The organism is Primorskyibacter flagellatus (genome assembly GCF_014638275.1).
In the GTDB taxonomy this organism is placed as follows: domain Bacteria; phylum Pseudomonadota; class Alphaproteobacteria; order Rhodobacterales; family Rhodobacteraceae; genus Pseudooceanicola; species Pseudooceanicola flagellatus_A.
Map to the genome: position 1 here is coordinate 414,229 of NZ_BMFJ01000002.1, position 16,686 is coordinate 430,914.

Sequence of the window (16,686 nt, forward strand, 5' to 3'; positions counted from 1 at the left end):
CCTGTCCGCAGGCGTCACAGCGCGTCGGCGTTGGTTTCGCCGGTCCGCACGCGAACGGCCTGCTGGATGTCCAGCACGAAGATCTTGCCGTCGCCGATTTTCCCGGTCTTGGCGGTGTTCGTGATCGTCTCGACGACCTGGTCGGCCATCTCGGCAGACACGGCGATCTCAAGCTTGATCTTGGGCACGAAGTTTACGGCGTATTCTGCGCCACGATAAATCTCCGTGTGACCCGACTGAGAGCCGAAGCCCTTGATTTCCGTCACCATCATGCCACGCACGCCGATTTCAGTCAGCGCCTCGCGGACCTCCTCCAGCTTGAACGGCTTGATTGTCGCAATGATGAGTTTCACTGATTTTCCCTTCCATAACTCGGGGCGCGAACCCCGCCTTTGGCACCGCAAGCCTAAGACTCCATCGCCGCATGATCGGAAGCGGACCCGTCCGCCGGGTAGAGTCTTTCCGATGTTCGTGCAGAAATTTTGTGCGATTTTTCATTTATGCACATTTTTGAGGCGAAATTGAAACGGTCAATTTTCCTCAATCCGCTCTACATCTGCCCCGCGAACCTCTATATTCGTCGCAAAATACGAAGGTGCCGGGCAGGACCAGATGAGTGATTCAGGACGACGCAAGCCGCCCCTCGTGGCCGACCGCCGCTATGGCAGAAGCGGGGGCGGATCCCGTGCGGAAGACACGAAGGCGAAGCCCGCGAAATCCGCCCGCAAGCGCCGCGCCCCCGCCCCCCGCCGCAAGCCGCGCGGCCCGATCGGCCTGATCGCGGCGCTGATCGGATGGGTCTGGCGCATCGCCTGGGGCATGACCTGGCGGCTCGGCCTTGTCCTCGTCCTGATCCTCGGGGGCGCCGTCGCCTTCACCGCCTCCTCCATGCCCCCGCTCGAAGACCAGCTCGACGGCCGCGCCCGCGGCTCCGTCACTATGCTGGACGACGAGGGGCAGGTCTTTGCCTGGCGCGGCGACCAGTTCGGCGGCGTGGTGACCACCGAAACCGTGTCGCCCTACCTCAAGCACGCCATCATCGCGACGGAGGACAAGCGCTTCTACCGTCACATCGGCATCTCGCCGCGCGGCATCGCTTCCGCCATCCGCATCAACCTCTCCGAAGGGCGCGGCCCGCTGTCGGGCCATGGCGGCTCCACCATCACGCAGCAGACGGCCAAGCTGTTGTGCATCGGCGAACCCTACGATCCCGAGGTCTGGAAAAGCGAAGCGGAATACGAGGCCGACTGTCGCGCCACCACGATCGGCCGCAAGCTGAAGGAGGCGATCTACGCCCTCGCCCTCGAAGCGCGCTATTCCAAGGACGACGTCCTCACCATCTACATGAACCGCGCCTTCCTCGGCGCCGGTGCGCGCGGGTTCGAAGCCGCCAGCCAGCGCTATTTCGGCAAGTCCGCCGCCGACGTCACCCCGGCGGAGGCCGCGATGCTTGCCGGTCTGCTCGTCGCACCGACCCGCTACGCCCCGACTGCCGACCTTGCCCGGTCGCAGAACCGCGCCAACGTCATCGTCGGGCTGATGCGCGACCAGGGCTACCTGACCGAGGCGGAGGCGGAGAACGCCCGCGCCAACCCCGCCGAACTCTCCGAAGCGGCGGAGGCCCGCGCCGGTGGATATTTTGCCGACTGGATCATGTCCTCCGGCCCCGACTTCCTGACCCGCAAGACGACAGAGGATGTGGTGATCCGCACCACGCTCGACCAGCGGCTCCAGAAGGCGGCGGAGGATGGCGTGAAGGCCGTCTTCGACACCAAGGTCCGCGAAGGCTCCGAAGCCCAGGCCGCCGTGGTGGTGATGAGCGCGGACGGCGCCGTGCGCGCCATGGTCGGCGGCCGCAAGACCAAGGTCTCCGGCGCCTTCAACCGTGCCACGCAGGCGCTGCGCCAGACCGGATCGTCCTTCAAGCCCTTCGTCTACGCAACGGCGCTGGAGCTCGGCTATCACTGGTACGACACGGTGGAAGACACGCCGCTCACCATCGACATACCCGGTTCCGGCCCCTGGTCGCCCGACAACTACGACCACCGTTTCCGCGGCACCGTGACCCTGGCGCAGGCGCTGGAGAATTCGCTCAACATCCCCGCGGTCCGGGTTGCCGACGCGGTCGGCCTGGACCTCGTGCGCAAGATCGCCGGGGATTTCGGCATCCAGTCCGACCTGGCACAGGGCCCAGCCCTCGCGCTCGGCGCCTCAGAATCCACGCTGATCGAAATGACCGGCGCCTATGCCGGCATCCTCAACGGCGGATCGTCCGTCACACCCTACGGGCTGATCGAACTGCGCCTGCAGGGCCAGTCGGAACCGCTGATGGACAACGAAGGCGGTATCGGCGAACGGGTCATCCGCGAAGACGCCGCCCGCGAACTCATATGGATGATGCGTAACGTGGTCACCTCCGGCACCGGCACCCGCGCCGGGCTGCCCGACCGCGAGGTCGCGGGCAAGACCGGAACCACCTCCGCGGCACGGGACGCCTGGTTCATCGGCTTCAGCGCCGACTACGTGGCCGGGGTCTGGATGGGCTACGACGACAACACGCCGCTGACAGGCGTCACCGGCGCGGGCCTGCCGGCGGAGATCTGGCACGAGGTCATGGTCCGCGTACACGAAGGCCTGCCCGTCAATCCGCTGCCCATGGCCCGGCCCGATCCGCCAGTCCAGCAGCCCTCCGTCGCCGACAGCTCAAACGCCCCCCGTGCCGCACCCGCCCCGCGCCGCGAGGACCCGATCGAACGCCTTCTGCGCAACATCTTCGGCATCCGGAACTGATCCGCCACCGCGCGGGATTCACCCGCCGACCACCCTTTCCCGGGTGTGGCAGACCGCTTCCTTCCTCTTTCGTCGCAAGTAATGTCCCCGGGGAAGTCGGCCTCAGGCCGGCGGGGGCAAAGCCCCTGCGCGATCAGCCCGCCTTGCGCAGATCGCCGATCAGCCCGTCGATGTTGCCGCGATTGCGGTCCAGCATCGCACCGATCTCGGTCTTTTCGGTCAGCCGCATGGAAATCCCCTCGATCACCATGTCGAAGAACAGGTCCTTGCCGGAGCGGTCGGAGACGAGGAATTTCACCTCGAACGGCGACTCGCCGCGAAGATGGGCGGTGGCGATGACCTCGTGCCAGGTCTTGACCTGCCGCACTCCCGTCACCTCGATCCGTCCGCCAACGAATTCCTGGAACCGCTTGCCGTACTTGCGGGCGATATAGCCCCGGAAGGCCTCCACGAAGGCGTTCATCTGCGCCGGAGAGGCACGCCGCGCATCCGCGCCAAGCGTCGACTGTGCGATGATGGCCACATCGGCATAGCGCGCAAAGATCTTCTCGAACGAGGAAATCATCACCGGCAGCGACCCGCCTCCGGCGATGACCCGGTTGATCTCCGCCACAAGGCTGTCGACCAGCGACCGCGCCGCCGCATCCGTCAGCGCCAGCGCGCGCAGCGGCACCAGCGCCGCGAGCGCCGCAGCCGAGCCGAGAAGACCGCGCCGGGTCAGCTTACTGGTCGTAAGGGTCGTCATAGGGATCACCTGTACCTGTCGTTGCATCGCCATAGGGGTCAAGCGCGTCCCCCGCCCCGCCGCTCAGCTTGTAGCGCCGGTTCTGAAGATAGGTTACCCGCCCCTGGGCATAACTGTCCGCACTGTCATATAAGACGCTGTCCACGGTCTGGGAATACCGCCCCCGGTCGCCCAGCTTCTTCGCCACACCCGCCGCTGGCGCGGCATATTTCTCCGGGCTTTCAAGTGTGTAGCCAAGCGGGTTCGTGAACAGGTCGACCACCCGCCCGGCGGTTTCCCGTTGCGTCGACGGACCCATCACCGGCAGTTCCACATAGGCACCCTCGGGCACGCCCCAGGTGTAGAGCGTCTCGCCGAAATCGGTGTCGTGCTGCTCAAGCTCCAGCCATGTCGCGACATCGAACAGCCCCGCCAGCCCGACGGTGGAATTCAGCGCAAAGCGGAACGTATTCACCACTGCGCCTTCGACATCGCCCTGGAGAACGTTGTTCACCACCATCGACGGAGTCGCGAGGTTGTTCGCCACATTGCCGATGCCGGTCACGACTGGCGCGGGAACGACCTTGACGTAGCCATTGCTCACCGGGCGCAGAACCGAACGGTCGAGCGATTTGTTGAAGGCGTGGGTGCGACGGTTCGACGCTTCGTAGGGATCGTCGATGCCGCTTGGCGTCGGCGCGGGCGTGCAGGCGACGAGCATGGAAACCGCGCCCGAAAAGGCGACGCGCACAAATATCCTGATAAAAACCTTAGCTCTTTCCGGCACGCTCAGACCCCCGAACCCGTCCCGCCTTAACATCCTCGCCCGCGCGGCGCCAGCCCGCCATCGGTCGCAGCGGATTGCGGTTTGCGCGCAACTGTCCCGGATCAATCAAATCGTTAGATGTACACGCTAGCCTGTCCAAGGTATTCAACCCGTACGACCCTGACATCCGGATTTCGGTGGCTTTCCGCCCATGATCAATCGACAGCTCCAGAACGGGTACAACGAACTGCGCGAGGCCCGGCGCACCAACCGGGCGCTCTATTGGGCGGTTGGCCTGTTCAGCGTCTTTGCCAACCTGCTGATGCTGACCGGCCCGATCTACATGCTGCAGATCTACGACCGCGTACTCGGCTCCCGCTCCATCGAAACGCTGATCGGGCTTTCGGTGATCGGCACCTTCCTCTTCGTGGTGATGGGTGTGCTCGACGTGACCCGCAACCGCGTGATGACCCGCGCCGCCGCCCGGTTCCAGGCGCGGCTGGACCGGCGCGTGTTCGACGCCGTTATCCGCCGTTCCGCCATCAAGCACGACGAAGTCGCGCAGACCGGCATGCGCGACCTCGAGTCGGTGCAGAAACTCATGTCCTCGCCCGTGCTGATGGCCGGGTTCGACATCCCCTGGACCCCGATCCTGCTGGCCGGGATCGCGCTGTTCCACCCTTGGCTCGGCATGCTGGCCATCGGCGGCGGGGTGATGCTGGTCATCATCACCGTCATCAACCAGATGATGAGCAAGGCGCCCCAGAACTCCGCCATGTACGCGATGCTGCAGTCGGAGAAACTCTCCGAACACATCCGGAACGAGAGCGAGATGGTCACAGCCATGGGCATGCGCCAGGCCGCCTTTTATCGGTGGAGCAAACTGCGCGGCCGCGCCCTGTCGACGCAGATCGCCAGCACGGACATGGTCGGCGGCTTCAGCTCCGTCACCAAGACGTTCCGCCTGTTCCTGCAATCCGCGATGCTCGGCCTCGGCGCGCTGCTGGCCCTGCGCGGCGAAATCACGCCGGGTGCCATGATCGCCGGGTCGATCCTGATGGGCCGCGCCCTGGCCCCGATCGAACTGGCCATCGGCCAGTGGCCCGTGGTGCAGCGCGCCGTCCGCGGCTGGCATTCGCTGGCGATCCTGCTTGGCGAAACCCCGCCGGAGGCCGAACGCACCGCCCTGCCCAAACCCCGCGCGAAACTCGATGTCATCCAGCTGACCGTCGTCCCGCCGGGAGAGGCCGTCGCTTCCCTCCGTATGCTGTCCTTCACCGTGGAACCCGGTCAGGCGGTTGGCGTCATCGGCCCTTCCGGCGCCGGGAAGTCGACCCTCGCCCGTGCGCTTACCGGCGTCTGGCGGCCGGCGGGCGGCAAGGTCCGGCTCGACGGCGCGGCGCTCGACAACTACGACCCGACGGTGCTCGGCCGCTACATCGGTTACCTGCCACAGCGGGTGCAGCTGTTCGAAGGGACGATCGCCGAAAACATCGCCCGGCTCGAGGAAAAACCGGACGCCGACGCGATTGTCGAAGCCGCGAAGAAGGCCGACGCCCACGACATGATCCTCAAGATGCCGGATGGCTACGACACCCGCATCGACGCCACCGGCGGACGCCTGTCGGGCGGTCAGATCCAGCGCATCGGTCTTGCCCGCGCGCTCTACGGCGATCCGGTGATCCTGGTGCTGGACGAACCGAACTCCAACCTCGACAACGAAGGCAGCGCCGCGCTGAACAAGGCGATCCGCAACATGAAGGCGGAGGGCAAGTCGGCGCTCATCATGGCGCACCGCCCCGCGGCGATCCAGGAATGCGACACCATCCTGATGCTGGACGGCGGCGGCCGCGTCGCCTTCGGCCCGCGCGACGAGGTGCTGGCGCAGGTGGTGCAGAACCACGAACAAATCCGCGCCGGCGGGTCCGGCGGCCTGCGGTAGATCGTGTGAAAACCTGACAACAAGCGACGGCGATGAGCAACTGAAATGACCGACACCGAAGCCAAGACCTGGTCCGTGAAGGGGCCAATGATCGCCGGGTTCATCGTGCTGCTGCTGCTGGTCGGCGGCTTCGGCACCTGGTCGATCTTCACCAATATCTCCGGCGCCGTCATCGCCGACGGCCAGCTTGAGGTCGACCGCAACCGCCAGATCGTGCAGCATCTCGACGGCGGCGTTGTCTCGGAAATCCTCGTCCGAGAGGGCATGTCGGTGGACGCGGGACAACTGCTTGTCCGGCTCGACGACACGCAACTCCGCTCTCAACTCGCGATCATCGAAGGTCAGCTTTACGAAATCATGTCCCGCCGCGGGCGGCTCGAGGCCGAGCGTGACAGCACTGACGACATTACCTTCGATCCCCTGCTGATCGAGGTCGCTGCCTCCCGCCCTGACGTGCAGAAGCTCATGACCGGCCAGACCAGCCTGTTTCTGGCCCGCCGTGATTCCGTGCGCAATGAACTGGAACAGCTGACCAAGCGCCGCGACCAGATCGCCAACCAGATCGAAGGCATCGATGCGCAGAGAGAGGCGTTAAGCCGCCAGATCGACCTGATCCAGACCGAACTGACCGACCAGCAGTCTCTTCTCGACAAGGGTCTGGCGCAGGCGTCGCGCGTGTCGGCCCTGCGGCGCGAAGACGCGCGGATGAGCGGCGACCGCGGCGAACTCACCGCGCAGCGCGCCGAGGCCGAGGGCCGCGTTACCGAAATCGACATCGAAATGCTCAAGCTCGGCACGGCCCGCCGGGAAGAGGCGATCACCACGCTCCGCGACCTTGAATACCGCGAACTGGAGCTTGCCGAACAGCGCCGCGCCCTGCTGGAACAGCTCGACAGGCTCGACATCCGCGCGCCGGTGGCCGGGGTTGTCTACGACCTCCAGGTCTTTGCCGAACGCTCCGTGCTGCGCCCCGCCGATCCCGTGCTCTACCTCGTGCCGCAGGACCGCCCGCTCATCATCGCCGCACGCATTGAACCGATCCATATCGACCAGCTCAGGATGGACCAGCAGGTGAATGTGCGTTTCGCCTCTTTCGACCAGCGCTCCACCCCGGAACTCGAAGGCCGCGTGACCCAGATCTCTCCGGACGCCTTTGTCGATCAGACAACCGGGCGGTCCTTCTACCGTTCGGAAATCGTCCTCAACGACGGCGAACGCGACAAGCTTCCCGAAGGCGCGCACCTGATCCCCGGAATGCCCATCCAGGCCTACATCAAGACCGATGACCGCACGCCCATGGCCTATTTCATGCGCCCCTTCATCGAATACTTCGCCAAGGCCTTCCGCGAAGCCTGATACCGCCCGGCCCCTTTCGCTTGCATTCGCCACGCACCCCGCTAGCGTCGCGCCGAACGCGAAAGGAGCCCCCATGAACAACGCCATCGAAACCCGCCTCGCCGAACTGGGCCTCGCCCTGCCCGACAGTCCCGCGCCGCAGGCGAACTACGTGCCCTTCGTGACCGTGGGCAAGCTCGTCTTCGTCTCCGGCCAGGTGTCGATGGATGCAAACGGCTTCATCAAGGGCGTGCTCGGGGACACCATGTCGGTAGAGGAAGGCGCGGCGGCAGCCCGGCTCTGCGGCCTGTCGCTGCTGGCGCAGGCCAAGGCGGCCTGCGGAGGCGACCTGTCCAAACTGAAGCGCGTGGTCAAGCTGACCGGTTTCGTCAATTCGACCAAGGAATTCGGCGACCAGCCCAAGGTCGTCAACGGTTGCTCCGACCTTCTGGTCGAGGTGCTGGGCGACGCCGGGCGCCACTCCCGCTCTGCCGTTTCCGCCGGGGCCCTGCCCTTCGGAGTCGCGGTTGAGATCGAAGGCATATTCGAGCTTCACTGATGCCGCTGCCCGCCGCCTTCCTGCGCCTGCCGGTTGCGCACCGCGCCTATCACGACAGGACGCAGGGGCGGCCCGAGAACTCGATCGAGGCGATCCGCGCCGCGGTCGAAGCAGGCTATGCGATCGAGATCGACCTGCAGCTGTCCCAGGACGGGCAGGCCATGGTCTTTCACGACTACGATCTCGAACGCCTGACCGGCGAACGCGGCCCGATCCAGATGCGCCCCGCCGCCGACCTGACCCGCATCCCTCTATTGGACGGCAGCCACCCCATCCCCACCTTCGCGCAGGTACTTGAGGAGGTCGATGGCCGCGTCCCTCTGCTGGTGGAGATCAAGGATCAGGACGGCGCGCTCGGCCCCGCCGTCGGGCGGCTGGAACAGGCGGCGGCCACGTCTTTGAAGGGCTACCGGGGCGAGGTTGCGGTCATGTCCTTCAACCCGAACTCGGTCCGGGTCTTCGGCGGCATGTCCCCCGAAATCCCCTGCGGCCTGACCACCTGCGACTTCTCAAGGGACGACTGGCCGCTGGTCCCCGCAAACCGGCTAAAACGTCTGCGCGGCATCCCCGACATTCCGCATTCCCGCGCGCAGTTCATCAGCCATCAGGCCAGCGATCTCTCCTCCCCCCGCGTGGCTGAACTGAAGGCCCGCGGCCTGCCCGTGCTCTGCTGGACGATCCGCACGCCAGAGGCAGAGGCGGAGGCGCGCCGCATTGCCGACAATGTGACCTTCGAAGGCTATCCGGCGGCGATCCCCGCTTGAACCGCGCGGTTCAAGCGTCAGATTCATAGCTATGGACGGAACGGAATCGGACAACGACACCGTGGTGGAAATCCGCGCCCACGACAGCCTGGCCGGCATCCCGGCGCAGGACTGGGATGCCTGCGCCTGCCCGGAGGCCGCCGACGGCCACCCGCCAGCAGACCCTTTCACCACGCATCGCTTCCTGTCCGCGCTGGAAACCAGCGGCTCGGTCGGGCGCGGCACGGGCTGGCAGCCCCGCTATCTGACTGCGCACCTGGGCACGGAGATGATCGCCGCCGCGCCCCTTTACGCCAAGAGCCACAGCCAGGGCGAATACATCTTCGATTTCAACTGGGCCCATGCCTATGAGAACGCCGGCGGCAGGTATTACCCCAAACTCCAGATCGCCGTGCCCTTCACCCCGGCCACGGGCCGCCGCTTTCTCGTGAAGCCGGGGTACGAGGCGACAGGTCAGGCCGCGCTGGTCCAGGGCGCGGTGCAGATCGCGGATGACAACGGCCTCTCCAGCCTGCACATCACCTTCTGCCGCGAAGACGAAGTCGCGTCCGGAGAGGCCATGGGCCTCATGCACCGCGTCAGCCAGCAGTTCCACTGGCTCAACGACGGTTACGCCAGCTTCGACGATTTCCTCGCCTCGCTCAGTTCGCGCAAGCGGAAGAACATCCGCAAGGAACGCGCGCAGGCGCAGGGTTTCGGAGGAGAGATCGTCTCCCTCACCGGTGACGCCCTTCGCGATGAGCACTGGGATCATTTCTGGCGCTTCTACCAGGACACCGGATCGCGCAAATGGGGCAGCCCCTACCTGACCCGCGACTTCTTCCGGCAGGTGCAGGAGACCATGCGCGACGACGTGTTGCTGGTGCTGGCGGTGCGCGACGGGCATCCCGTGGCGGGCGCGCTGAACTTCATCGGGCGGGACACCCTGTACGGCCGCTACTGGGGCTGCACCGAACATCATCCCTGCCTGCATTTCGAACTGTGCTATTATCAGGCCATCGACGCCGCCATCGCCCGCGGGCTGGACCGGGTCGAGGCCGGGGCGCAGGGCGAACACAAGCTGGCGCGCGGATATCTGCCGAAGCAGACCCACTCCCTGCACTGGATGCGCGATCCGGGTTTCTCGCGCGCGATCCGGCAATATCTGAAGGCAGAGGCCGAAGCGGTCGAGGAGGAGATCGAGGTGCTGACCGCTTACGGCCCCTTCCGCCGCGACAGACAGGAGGAACAGGAATGACCGAGCGCCTTTCGGACACCGCACGCGGCACGCTGCTGCCCCCGCTTTTGGAGGCGGGCTGGACCGTCTCGGACGACGGAAAGACCCTGAGCAAGACCTTTGAGTTCGAGGATTTCCCTAATGCCTTCGGATTCATGACCCGCGCCGCGATCTACGCGGAAAAGTGGGATCATCACCCCGACTGGACGAACACCTGGAACAAGGTTGCTGTGACCCTGACGACCCACGACGTCGGCGGTCTCTCGGCGCTGGACGCGAAATTGGCGCGCAAGATGGATCAGCTGATCTGACGCGCCGGCGTCAGAGATCCGCTTCCGCCAGTCGCTGGTAGACCTCAGCAAGCTCCCCCGCACGGGCGGCGGCGGCACAGGCCCGCAGCGTTTCGCGCAGGCGGTCGAAGGTCCCGACCTCTTCCCAGGCCCGGTCGGCCATGCGCCAGCGGACGTGCCGCCAGTGCGCCGCCCGCAGCGCATCGCCAAGGATCGTGTCCGGGGCGGCGTCGGCGCTGATGTCGAGAATATCGGCCCGGATGTCGAGGTAGGATTTGTCGCTGACATCCACCACCTCCGCAACGGCCGCGGCGGCGACAAGCCGCTCATGCGTGGTGACGGGGACCGACATGCCCTCCGCACAACTCGCCGCAGCAAGGAACATGGCGCGCAGCACCTGCGTGTCCCGCGTCCGGCTGTCGGGGTCCAGCGGCGACACGATGGTGCCGACACCGGAGCGTGTTTCAACCAGCCGCTCATAGGCGAGTTTTTGCAGAACCTGTCGGATCGGGGTGCGCGAGACACCGAATTCGGTGGCCAATACGCCTTCGTGCAGGGTCAGATCCTCGCCTATGGTCTGCATCATGCAGATCCGCGTTCTGAGGACTTCCGCGATTGCCGAACCTTCTTTTCGATACGCCATCTGTGCCGACCCGCTTTTCTTTTCCTATTCTTCTGGATACATCCTCCAGAAGTTGAGCCGCGCCAACTATGACCCGCACGGAACGTGGCGTCAAAAAAAATATTAAAGGACGAGTCACCTTATAGTCAGGAAATATATGACGGATTTCGAAGATGAGGAACAGACGTCGCTGCGGGCGGTCGTCGAATGCCCCTGCGGCGGGCGCTGTCTCATGGCCGGATTTCCGGGGCTGAGGACCGGTATCGACGGCACGGCCTACATGGACCCAGACCATCTGGCCGCGACCCTTGACCGGATCTTCGAAACCGGCGCGCGACTGCTGATCCTGCTCGCGGAAGAGAAGGAACTCCCGGAGAAGGCTTTCGCCATGGTTGCGGACCGCGCCGCCACGATCGGCCTGGAACTGGCCTTTATGCCGATCCCCGATTTCAACGTTCCCGACGACGACATGATCCGCCGTTGGCACGACCTGCTCGTCACCCGATCCGACCTGCCGACGCGCGGCGGCACCGTGGCGTTCGCCTGCCAGTATGGCGCCGGGCGCTCTGGCCTGATGGCCGCCTATGTCCTGCTGCAATGCGGCATGGAGCTGGAAGGTGCGGTGAACACCGTACGCAATTACTTCGCGGAGGCCATCGAAAGCGACGTCCAGATGGCCTGGCTGACCGAGGTTTCCGCCCGGTTAAAGGTTAACCCCACACCACTTGACGTTGATTGACCCGCTAGGGATAGTGGTCGGCACAGCCCGGCGGCCTAGCCGCTCGATAAATCCGGACACAACCGGACCTGCCGTAAACCGGCCAGAATGGCCAGCCACGGTTGGGGGATCGTAGGGTAATGCGCGTCCCCGGACGCGACCTTGAGACCCGCAGGACAGAAGTCCCGCGGGTCTCGTACGTTTTGGGGGACTCAGGGCGCCTTGATCGCGTCCAGCATGGACTCTCCACCCGACAGGTCGCATTGCCCCGGGTTCGCCTCGGCCTGGATCACGCTGACCGTGCCGTCCTGCACATACATCGCATAGCGCTTGGACCGGTCGATCAGCCCGACCGGCGGCGCCGAAAAGTCCATGCCGACTGCCTTGGTGAATTCCGCCGCCGGGTCCGCCAGCATCGCGATCCCCGCCTTGCCCGCGCCGGTCTGCTGATCCCACGCGCCCATCACGAAGGGGTCGTTGACGGACAGGCAGATGATTTCGTCCACGCCGCTGGCCTTGAACTGGTCTGCGGTGCGGATGAAGCTGGGCACATGCGCGGTGGTGCAGGTGCCGGTGAAGGCGCCGGGCAGCGCGAAGATCACGACATTGCGCCCCTTCAGCCGCGACGCCAGCGAAACCTGCTTCGGGCCTTCGCCCGTGAGTTCGACAAGCGTGGCCTCGGGAAGCGTGTCGCCTTTGGAAATTGCCATTGGGGTCCCCTCTCGGTATCCAGTTGATCCGGGGCGCAGGATAGTGACTGCGCCGGAACCCGCCAGAGGAAAAGGACAGCCCATGCCCCATGTCGTCGTGGTCGGAGCCGGTCAGGCCGGATCCTCTCTGGTCGTCAAGCTGCGGGAGACGGGCTTTGACGGCGACATCACCCTGATCGGTGACGAACCGGCCCCGCCCTACCAGCGCCCGCCCCTGTCCAAGGGCTATCTCCTTGGCGACATGCCGCGCGACCGCCTGTTCCTGCGGCCCGAGGCATTCTACGCGGAGCGCGACATCGCCCTGCGCACTGGCACGTTCGTCACCGGCGTAGACACCGACGCGAAGCGTCTGCACATCGGCGCGGAGTCGCTGGCCTACGACCACCTTGCACTGACCACCGGCTCCCTCCCCCGCCGCCTGCCGGAGGCCATCGGCGGTGCTCTCGACGGCGTGTTTTACGTCCGCACCCTCGCCGATGTAGACGCGATGGAACCCGAGGTTCGCCCCGGCCGGCGCGTGCTCATCATCGGCGGCGGCTACATTGGGCTGGAGGCTGCAGCGGTGGCCGCGAAACAGGGGCTTGAGGTCACGCTGGTCGAAATGGCCGACCGCATCCTGCAACGGGTCGCCGCGCCGGAGACCTCGGATTACTTCCGCGCCCTGCACGCGGACCATGGCGTGAAAATCGTCGAAGGCACCGGCCTGAAACGCCTGACCGGCGACATCCGGGTCACCGGGGCGGAACTGAGCGACGGCACAGTGCTTGAGATCGACTTCGCCATCGCCGGCACCGGCATCCTACCCGATACCCGCCTGGCAGAGGCCGCCGGCATTGCCTGCGACAATGGCATCGCGGCGGATGCGCGGGGACAGACCTCGGCTGCCGGTGTCTGGACGGCAGGGGACTGCGCCAGTTTCCCGCACGGCCCGGGACGGCTGAGGCTGGAGAGTGTGCCGAACGCGATCGACATGGCGGAATGCGTGGCCACGAACATCGCAGGGGCCGCAACGGACTATGTTCCCGAGCCCTGGTTCTGGTCCGACCAGTACGACGTGAAGCTTCAGATCGCCGGACTGAACGCCGGTTACGACCGGGTCGTGGTGCGCGACGGCGGCGAGGCGCGCTCCCACTGGTATTATCGCGGGCCTGACCTGCTGGCCGTGGACGCGATGAACGATCCGCGCGGCTTCATGGTCGGCAAGCGCCTGCTCGCGGCGGGGAAATCGCCCGATCCCGCGGCGGTTGGCGACGCCTCTGTCGATCTCAAGACCCTGATGCGCTGATGCGCATCGTCGGGGGCGCGTTCCGGGGCCGCAGGCTGGCCGCCGTCGGCAAGGGCGATGCCGGTGCGCATCTGCGCCCCACGGCCGACCGGGTGCGTGAAAGCCTGTTCAACCTGCTGCTCGGCGGCCGCTTTGGCGATCCGGTGGAGGATGCGCACGTCCTCGACCTCTTCGCCGGGACCGGCGCGCTCGGGCTGGAGGCGCTGTCGCGCGGGGCGGCGCATGTGACCTTCGTCGATGATGGTCGGATCGCTCAGGGCCTGCTGGCCGAGAATATTGCGCTGCTCGGCGTGAAGGATCGGGTGAAGGTGCTGCGCGCCTCCGCCCTGCGCCTGCCGGAGGCGGCGACCCCGGTGAACCTCGTCTTCCTCGACCCGCCCTACGGCAGGGGCCTGGGGGAAAAGGCGCTCACCTCGGCGCGCGCGCAGGGCTGGATCGGCGACGACGCGCTGGTGATCTGGGAGGAACGCGGCCCGCAGGACGCGCCGGAGGGCTTCACCCTGCTGGAGCACAAGAGCTACGGCGATACGGTGGTGACGCTGTTGCGGGCGGGATAGGCGCCCCGGCGGCCCCCTCACCCCACCCCCCTCCCCCGCGGGGGAGAGGGAGTCGCGTGGCCCGCCTTGATGATGTCGCGCGTCACTGATGCGGAGGGTCCCATCATCCTCGGGCCCGACCCGAGGATCTCCCGGTCATGGGCGCGGCGGGCGGCATGAAATCCTCGGACCTGATCCGAGGATGACGTTTCGCCTCCATCACCCCGCCTCAAGCAAACTGCCCTTGGCAGAACCACCCTTTCGACATCGCCCCGCCATGAGCGAAGAACAGCCACAGCCGTTCCCCGCTCTGCACCGTCACCCGCCAGTAATCACGCGTGCCCGACCGCCATTCCGGATCGTCCAGCCACCATTCCGGCGCGATGCGTTCCGGCCCCGTCGTGCCCTCCACCGCGAAATCCCGGCCCCGCCAGCGGAACCCGCCGTTCAGGCGCGGCACCTCGGGCGCCATCACCACCTCGGGCCGCCAGAGCATCAGCGGACGCGGCACCGGCGGGTCGGGCCAGCTGTCGGCAGCCGAGGACCAGGCCGCCGCCAGCACCAGCGCGGTCTTTTCCGGGATATGCGACGAGGCCGGGTGCCAGCGCGTGATCTGGTCCATCCCGACCCGCGCGCCGATCCGCGCCACCAGATCGTCATGCGCGGTAACGGAGGCAAGCCGCCGCGCGATCACCTCCCCGGCCTCCAGATGCCCCACCATCTCCCGCTCCTGCACGGGTTCGGTCTGCACCGCCTCAAGCCGCAGCATGTCGATGCCATGGCCCGCGTCGATCTCTGCCACCTTCATCGCCAGCAGGGGGCGGATCCGCTCGGGATCGGAGGTCGCCTTGGCCAGCCCCGCCGACACCCACTGCATCGTGTGATCGCTCCGGTACGCCTGAAGCCGGATCATCCGCACCCCGCGTCCCGCCCGCCCGACGGTGTCGCAGAGCCGTGGCAGCAGCCGGTCGAGCCCGGCCAGCACATCCTCCTCAAGCCCGATCGGGTCGGGCAAGGTCATGCGCACCGCAAAGGGCCGCGCCTCCGCCACCGGAGAGACGGGTTCCGGCACCTGCCCGAGCGCCTGATCGATGCGCAGCACCACGCCCGGCCCGAACCGCCGCGACAGGGGCCCGCGCGGCTGGTCCACCAGGTCCGACACCCGGCGCAGTCCCAGCCGGGACAGCTGCGCCACCACGTCCTCCTCAAGCCGCAGCGCGGCCAGCGGCAGCCCTGCAAGCGCCGTGCGCATCTGCCCCGGCGGGGCGATGCGCTGCGCCTCCACCCCCGCTGCGCGGATCTGCGGCGCCGCCCCGCCGCGTTCCCAGTGCCGCCGTTTCGCGGCACGCGACCGGGTCGCCCGCGCCTCCTGATCCACCGCGTCGCCGCTGCGGTGATGGCTTGCCGCGACCCCGGCGAACCGCGCCAGCGCCCAGGCCGCCCCCTGCGTGTCCGCCACCCCGGCGCGCACCGTCAGACCAAGCCGTTCGCAATCCTCATCGACCGAGGCCAGCAGCCCCTCCTCCCCGCCGAAAAGATGCGCGCAGCCGGTGATGTCGACCGTCAGCCCCTCTTCCCCCGCCATGCCGACCCAGGGCGAATACTTGCCCGCCCATCTCCGAAGGGAGGCCAGGAACCCGCCTTCGGCCTGCGGATTGCGCAGCCGGGTGGTGAGCGCGGGGCACATCGCCAGCGCATCGCGCAGCGGCTGGTCCCGGCGCAGCCCCGCCGCCGAGGCCCCGGCCGACAGCGAATGCAGCATCTGCGCCGCCCCCTGGGTCGCCACGACGGCAAAGGGCAGCAGCGGGTCCATCCGCTCCTGCCGCAGGATGCGTTCCGCCCCGAGACGGGGAAACCACAAGGACAGGATCCGGCGACGGGGGGGCATGGGGCACTCAGATGTTCATGATATGTTCCAAAGATAGATTTTTCGTGAGCGGGAGTCGAGTCTGCGCGCGAAACCGTGTCTGATGAAACACCGCATCGCGAAAGGATCCTGATGACCCCGCGCACCCTGACACTCGTTCTCGGCCTGATCGCGACCGGAGCCGTCGCCCATGAAAAAGTCACCAGCAAGGTGATCCTAGCCCGCATGGATCTGATGATCGAAATCCGCGACTCCGCCGCCGTACTGGGGGCCATGGCCAAAGGCACGATTCCGCATGATGCCGCCGCCGCCGACCGCGCCCGCGCCGCGCTCGTGGCGAATGCCGCCAAGATCCCCGCCGCCTTCCGCGCGCCCGACATGGACCCCAATTCCGAGGCGAGCCCAAGGATCTGGGACAACTTCGCGGATTTCAGTGCCGAAGCCGCCGCGCTGGAGGCTGCCGCCGGAACGATGAAAACCGGCTCCGCGCGGGAGATTGGCCTGGGGATGCGAGAGGTCGGCAAGACCTGCGGCAGCTGCCATCAGGACTACCGGCAGTAAT

General features: G+C 66.6%; 17 protein-coding genes. 11 read left to right on the top strand and 6 right to left on the bottom strand.

Annotated features, from left to right (window positions below; translation table 11 throughout):
- Window positions 1–14: 14 nt before the first annotated feature.
- Window positions 15–353, bottom strand: a complete 339-nt coding sequence (locus IEV87_RS16285) for a P-II family nitrogen regulator (protein WP_043744466.1) — start codon at window positions 351–353, stop codon at window positions 15–17.
- 259 nt (window positions 354–612) lie between these two features.
- Here IEV87_RS16285 and IEV87_RS16290 point away from each other — a divergent pair, with 259 nt between their 5' ends.
- The gene (locus IEV87_RS16290) at window positions 613–2,790 is read left to right on the top strand and encodes a transglycosylase domain-containing protein (RefSeq protein ID WP_188478876.1); all 2,178 of its coding nucleotides are present in this window, start codon (window positions 613–615) and stop codon (window positions 2,788–2,790) included.
- Between the two features lie 133 nt (window positions 2,791–2,923).
- Here the strand turns inward: IEV87_RS16290 and IEV87_RS16295 are convergent, their stop codons facing one another.
- Window positions 2,924–3,535: an MlaC/ttg2D family ABC transporter substrate-binding protein gene (locus tag IEV87_RS16295; protein ID WP_188478877.1), complete on the bottom strand. Its 612-nt coding sequence runs from the start codon at window positions 3,533–3,535 to the stop codon at window positions 2,924–2,926.
- The gene (locus IEV87_RS16300; protein ID WP_229737666.1) at window positions 3,513–4,265 is read right to left on the bottom strand and encodes an MlaA family lipoprotein; all 753 of its coding nucleotides are present in this window, start codon (window positions 4,263–4,265) and stop codon (window positions 3,513–3,515) included. Before IEV87_RS16300 ends, IEV87_RS16295 begins: the two co-directional genes overlap by 23 nt.
- Window positions 4,266–4,491: 226 nt before the next feature.
- On the opposite strand from IEV87_RS16300, the gene IEV87_RS16305 reads away from it, so the two are divergent.
- The 6 genes from IEV87_RS16305 to IEV87_RS16330 all read left to right on the top strand — a co-directional run bounded on the left by IEV87_RS16305 (window position 4,492) and on the right by IEV87_RS16330 (window position 10,407).
- A complete protein-coding gene (locus IEV87_RS16305; RefSeq protein ID WP_188478878.1) occupies window positions 4,492–6,222 on the top strand; it encodes a type I secretion system permease/ATPase in 1,731 nt (576 codons plus the stop codon).
- Between the two features lie 45 nt (window positions 6,223–6,267).
- Window positions 6,268–7,578: an HlyD family type I secretion periplasmic adaptor subunit gene (locus tag IEV87_RS16310; protein WP_188478879.1), complete on the top strand. Its 1,311-nt coding sequence runs from the start codon at window positions 6,268–6,270 to the stop codon at window positions 7,576–7,578.
- Window positions 7,579–7,651: 73 nt separating this feature from the next.
- Window positions 7,652–8,116, top strand: a complete 465-nt coding sequence (locus IEV87_RS16315) for a RidA family protein (RefSeq protein WP_188478880.1) — start codon at window positions 7,652–7,654, stop codon at window positions 8,114–8,116.
- Complete coding sequence (locus IEV87_RS16320) at window positions 8,116–8,880, top strand: glycerophosphodiester phosphodiesterase family protein (protein WP_229737669.1); 765 nt, start codon at window positions 8,116–8,118, stop codon at window positions 8,878–8,880. The genes IEV87_RS16315 and IEV87_RS16320 overlap by 1 nt, the downstream gene beginning before the upstream one ends.
- Before the next feature lie 31 nt (window positions 8,881–8,911).
- Entirely contained in the window at window positions 8,912–10,117 is a 1,206-nt protein-coding gene (locus IEV87_RS16325; RefSeq protein ID WP_188478881.1) for a GNAT family N-acetyltransferase, read from the top strand.
- On the top strand, window positions 10,114–10,407 hold the full coding sequence (locus IEV87_RS16330; protein WP_188478882.1) for a 4a-hydroxytetrahydrobiopterin dehydratase: 294 nt from the start codon (window positions 10,114–10,116) through the stop codon (window positions 10,405–10,407). The genes IEV87_RS16325 and IEV87_RS16330 overlap by 4 nt, the downstream gene beginning before the upstream one ends.
- Before the next feature lie 10 nt (window positions 10,408–10,417).
- Here the strand turns inward: IEV87_RS16330 and IEV87_RS16335 are convergent, their stop codons facing one another.
- Complete coding sequence (locus tag IEV87_RS16335; RefSeq protein WP_229737671.1) at window positions 10,418–10,969, bottom strand: GntR family transcriptional regulator; 552 nt, start codon at window positions 10,967–10,969, stop codon at window positions 10,418–10,420.
- A gap of 196 nt (window positions 10,970–11,165) precedes the next feature.
- Here IEV87_RS16335 and IEV87_RS16340 point away from each other — a divergent pair, with 196 nt between their 5' ends.
- On the top strand, window positions 11,166–11,747 hold the full coding sequence (locus IEV87_RS16340; protein WP_188478884.1) for a protein-tyrosine phosphatase family protein: 582 nt from the start codon (window positions 11,166–11,168) through the stop codon (window positions 11,745–11,747).
- Between the two features lie 191 nt (window positions 11,748–11,938).
- Here the strand turns inward: IEV87_RS16340 and IEV87_RS16345 are convergent, their stop codons facing one another.
- Window positions 11,939–12,436: a peroxiredoxin gene (locus IEV87_RS16345; protein ID WP_188478885.1), complete on the bottom strand. Its 498-nt coding sequence runs from the start codon at window positions 12,434–12,436 to the stop codon at window positions 11,939–11,941.
- Window positions 12,437–12,518: 82 nt separating this feature from the next.
- On the opposite strand from IEV87_RS16345, the gene IEV87_RS16350 reads away from it, so the two are divergent.
- Together IEV87_RS16350 and rsmD are read left to right on the top strand one after the other, a co-directional pair.
- A complete protein-coding gene (locus tag IEV87_RS16350) occupies window positions 12,519–13,721 on the top strand; it encodes an NAD(P)/FAD-dependent oxidoreductase (RefSeq protein WP_188478886.1) in 1,203 nt (400 codons plus the stop codon).
- Entirely contained in the window at window positions 13,721–14,278 is a 558-nt protein-coding gene (gene rsmD / locus IEV87_RS16355; protein WP_188478887.1) for a 16S rRNA (guanine(966)-N(2))-methyltransferase RsmD, read from the top strand. The genes IEV87_RS16350 and rsmD overlap by 1 nt, the downstream gene beginning before the upstream one ends.
- A 208-nt stretch (window positions 14,279–14,486) precedes the next feature.
- Here rsmD and IEV87_RS16360 read toward each other — a convergent pair whose 3' ends face one another.
- Window positions 14,487–16,145, bottom strand: a complete 1,659-nt coding sequence (locus tag IEV87_RS16360; protein ID WP_188478888.1) for a Y-family DNA polymerase — start codon at window positions 16,143–16,145, stop codon at window positions 14,487–14,489.
- Window positions 16,146–16,256: 111 nt separating this feature from the next.
- Between IEV87_RS16360 and IEV87_RS16365 the strand changes: the two genes are divergently transcribed.
- Window positions 16,257–16,685: a c-type cytochrome gene (locus IEV87_RS16365; RefSeq protein ID WP_188478889.1), complete on the top strand. Its 429-nt coding sequence runs from the start codon at window positions 16,257–16,259 to the stop codon at window positions 16,683–16,685.
- Window position 16,686: the final 1 nt, after the last annotated feature.

What these genes read in the sequence shown, in the direction of transcription:
- IEV87_RS16290 (WP_188478876.1), top strand. Translation starts at nt 613, where the DNA reads ATGAGTGATTCAGGACGACGCAAGCCGCCCCTCGTGGCCGACCGCCGC.
- IEV87_RS16295 (WP_188478877.1), bottom strand. Translation starts at nt 3,535, where the DNA reads ATGACGACCCTTACGACCAGTAAGCTGACCCGGCGCGGTCTTCTCGGC.
- IEV87_RS16305 (WP_188478878.1), top strand. Translation starts at nt 4,492, where the DNA reads ATGATCAATCGACAGCTCCAGAACGGGTACAACGAACTGCGCGAGGCC.
- IEV87_RS16310 (WP_188478879.1), top strand. Translation starts at nt 6,268, where the DNA reads ATGACCGACACCGAAGCCAAGACCTGGTCCGTGAAGGGGCCAATGATC.
- IEV87_RS16315 (WP_188478880.1), top strand. Translation starts at nt 7,652, where the DNA reads ATGAACAACGCCATCGAAACCCGCCTCGCCGAACTGGGCCTCGCCCTG.
- IEV87_RS16320 (WP_229737669.1), top strand. Translation starts at nt 8,116, where the DNA reads ATGCCGCTGCCCGCCGCCTTCCTGCGCCTGCCGGTTGCGCACCGCGCC.
- IEV87_RS16325 (WP_188478881.1), top strand. Translation starts at nt 8,912, where the DNA reads ATGGACGGAACGGAATCGGACAACGACACCGTGGTGGAAATCCGCGCC.
- IEV87_RS16330 (WP_188478882.1), top strand. Translation starts at nt 10,114, where the DNA reads ATGACCGAGCGCCTTTCGGACACCGCACGCGGCACGCTGCTGCCCCCG.
- IEV87_RS16335 (WP_229737671.1), bottom strand. Translation starts at nt 10,969, where the DNA reads ATGCAGACCATAGGCGAGGATCTGACCCTGCACGAAGGCGTATTGGCC.
- IEV87_RS16340 (WP_188478884.1), top strand. Translation starts at nt 11,166, where the DNA reads ATGACGGATTTCGAAGATGAGGAACAGACGTCGCTGCGGGCGGTCGTC.
- IEV87_RS16345 (WP_188478885.1), bottom strand. Translation starts at nt 12,436, where the DNA reads ATGGCAATTTCCAAAGGCGACACGCTTCCCGAGGCCACGCTTGTCGAA.
- IEV87_RS16350 (WP_188478886.1), top strand. Translation starts at nt 12,519, where the DNA reads ATGCCCCATGTCGTCGTGGTCGGAGCCGGTCAGGCCGGATCCTCTCTG.
- rsmD (WP_188478887.1), top strand. Translation starts at nt 13,721, where the DNA reads ATGCGCATCGTCGGGGGCGCGTTCCGGGGCCGCAGGCTGGCCGCCGTC.
- IEV87_RS16360 (WP_188478888.1), bottom strand. Translation starts at nt 16,145, where the DNA reads ATGCCCCCCCGTCGCCGGATCCTGTCCTTGTGGTTTCCCCGTCTCGGG.
- IEV87_RS16365 (WP_188478889.1), top strand. Translation starts at nt 16,257, where the DNA reads ATGACCCCGCGCACCCTGACACTCGTTCTCGGCCTGATCGCGACCGGA.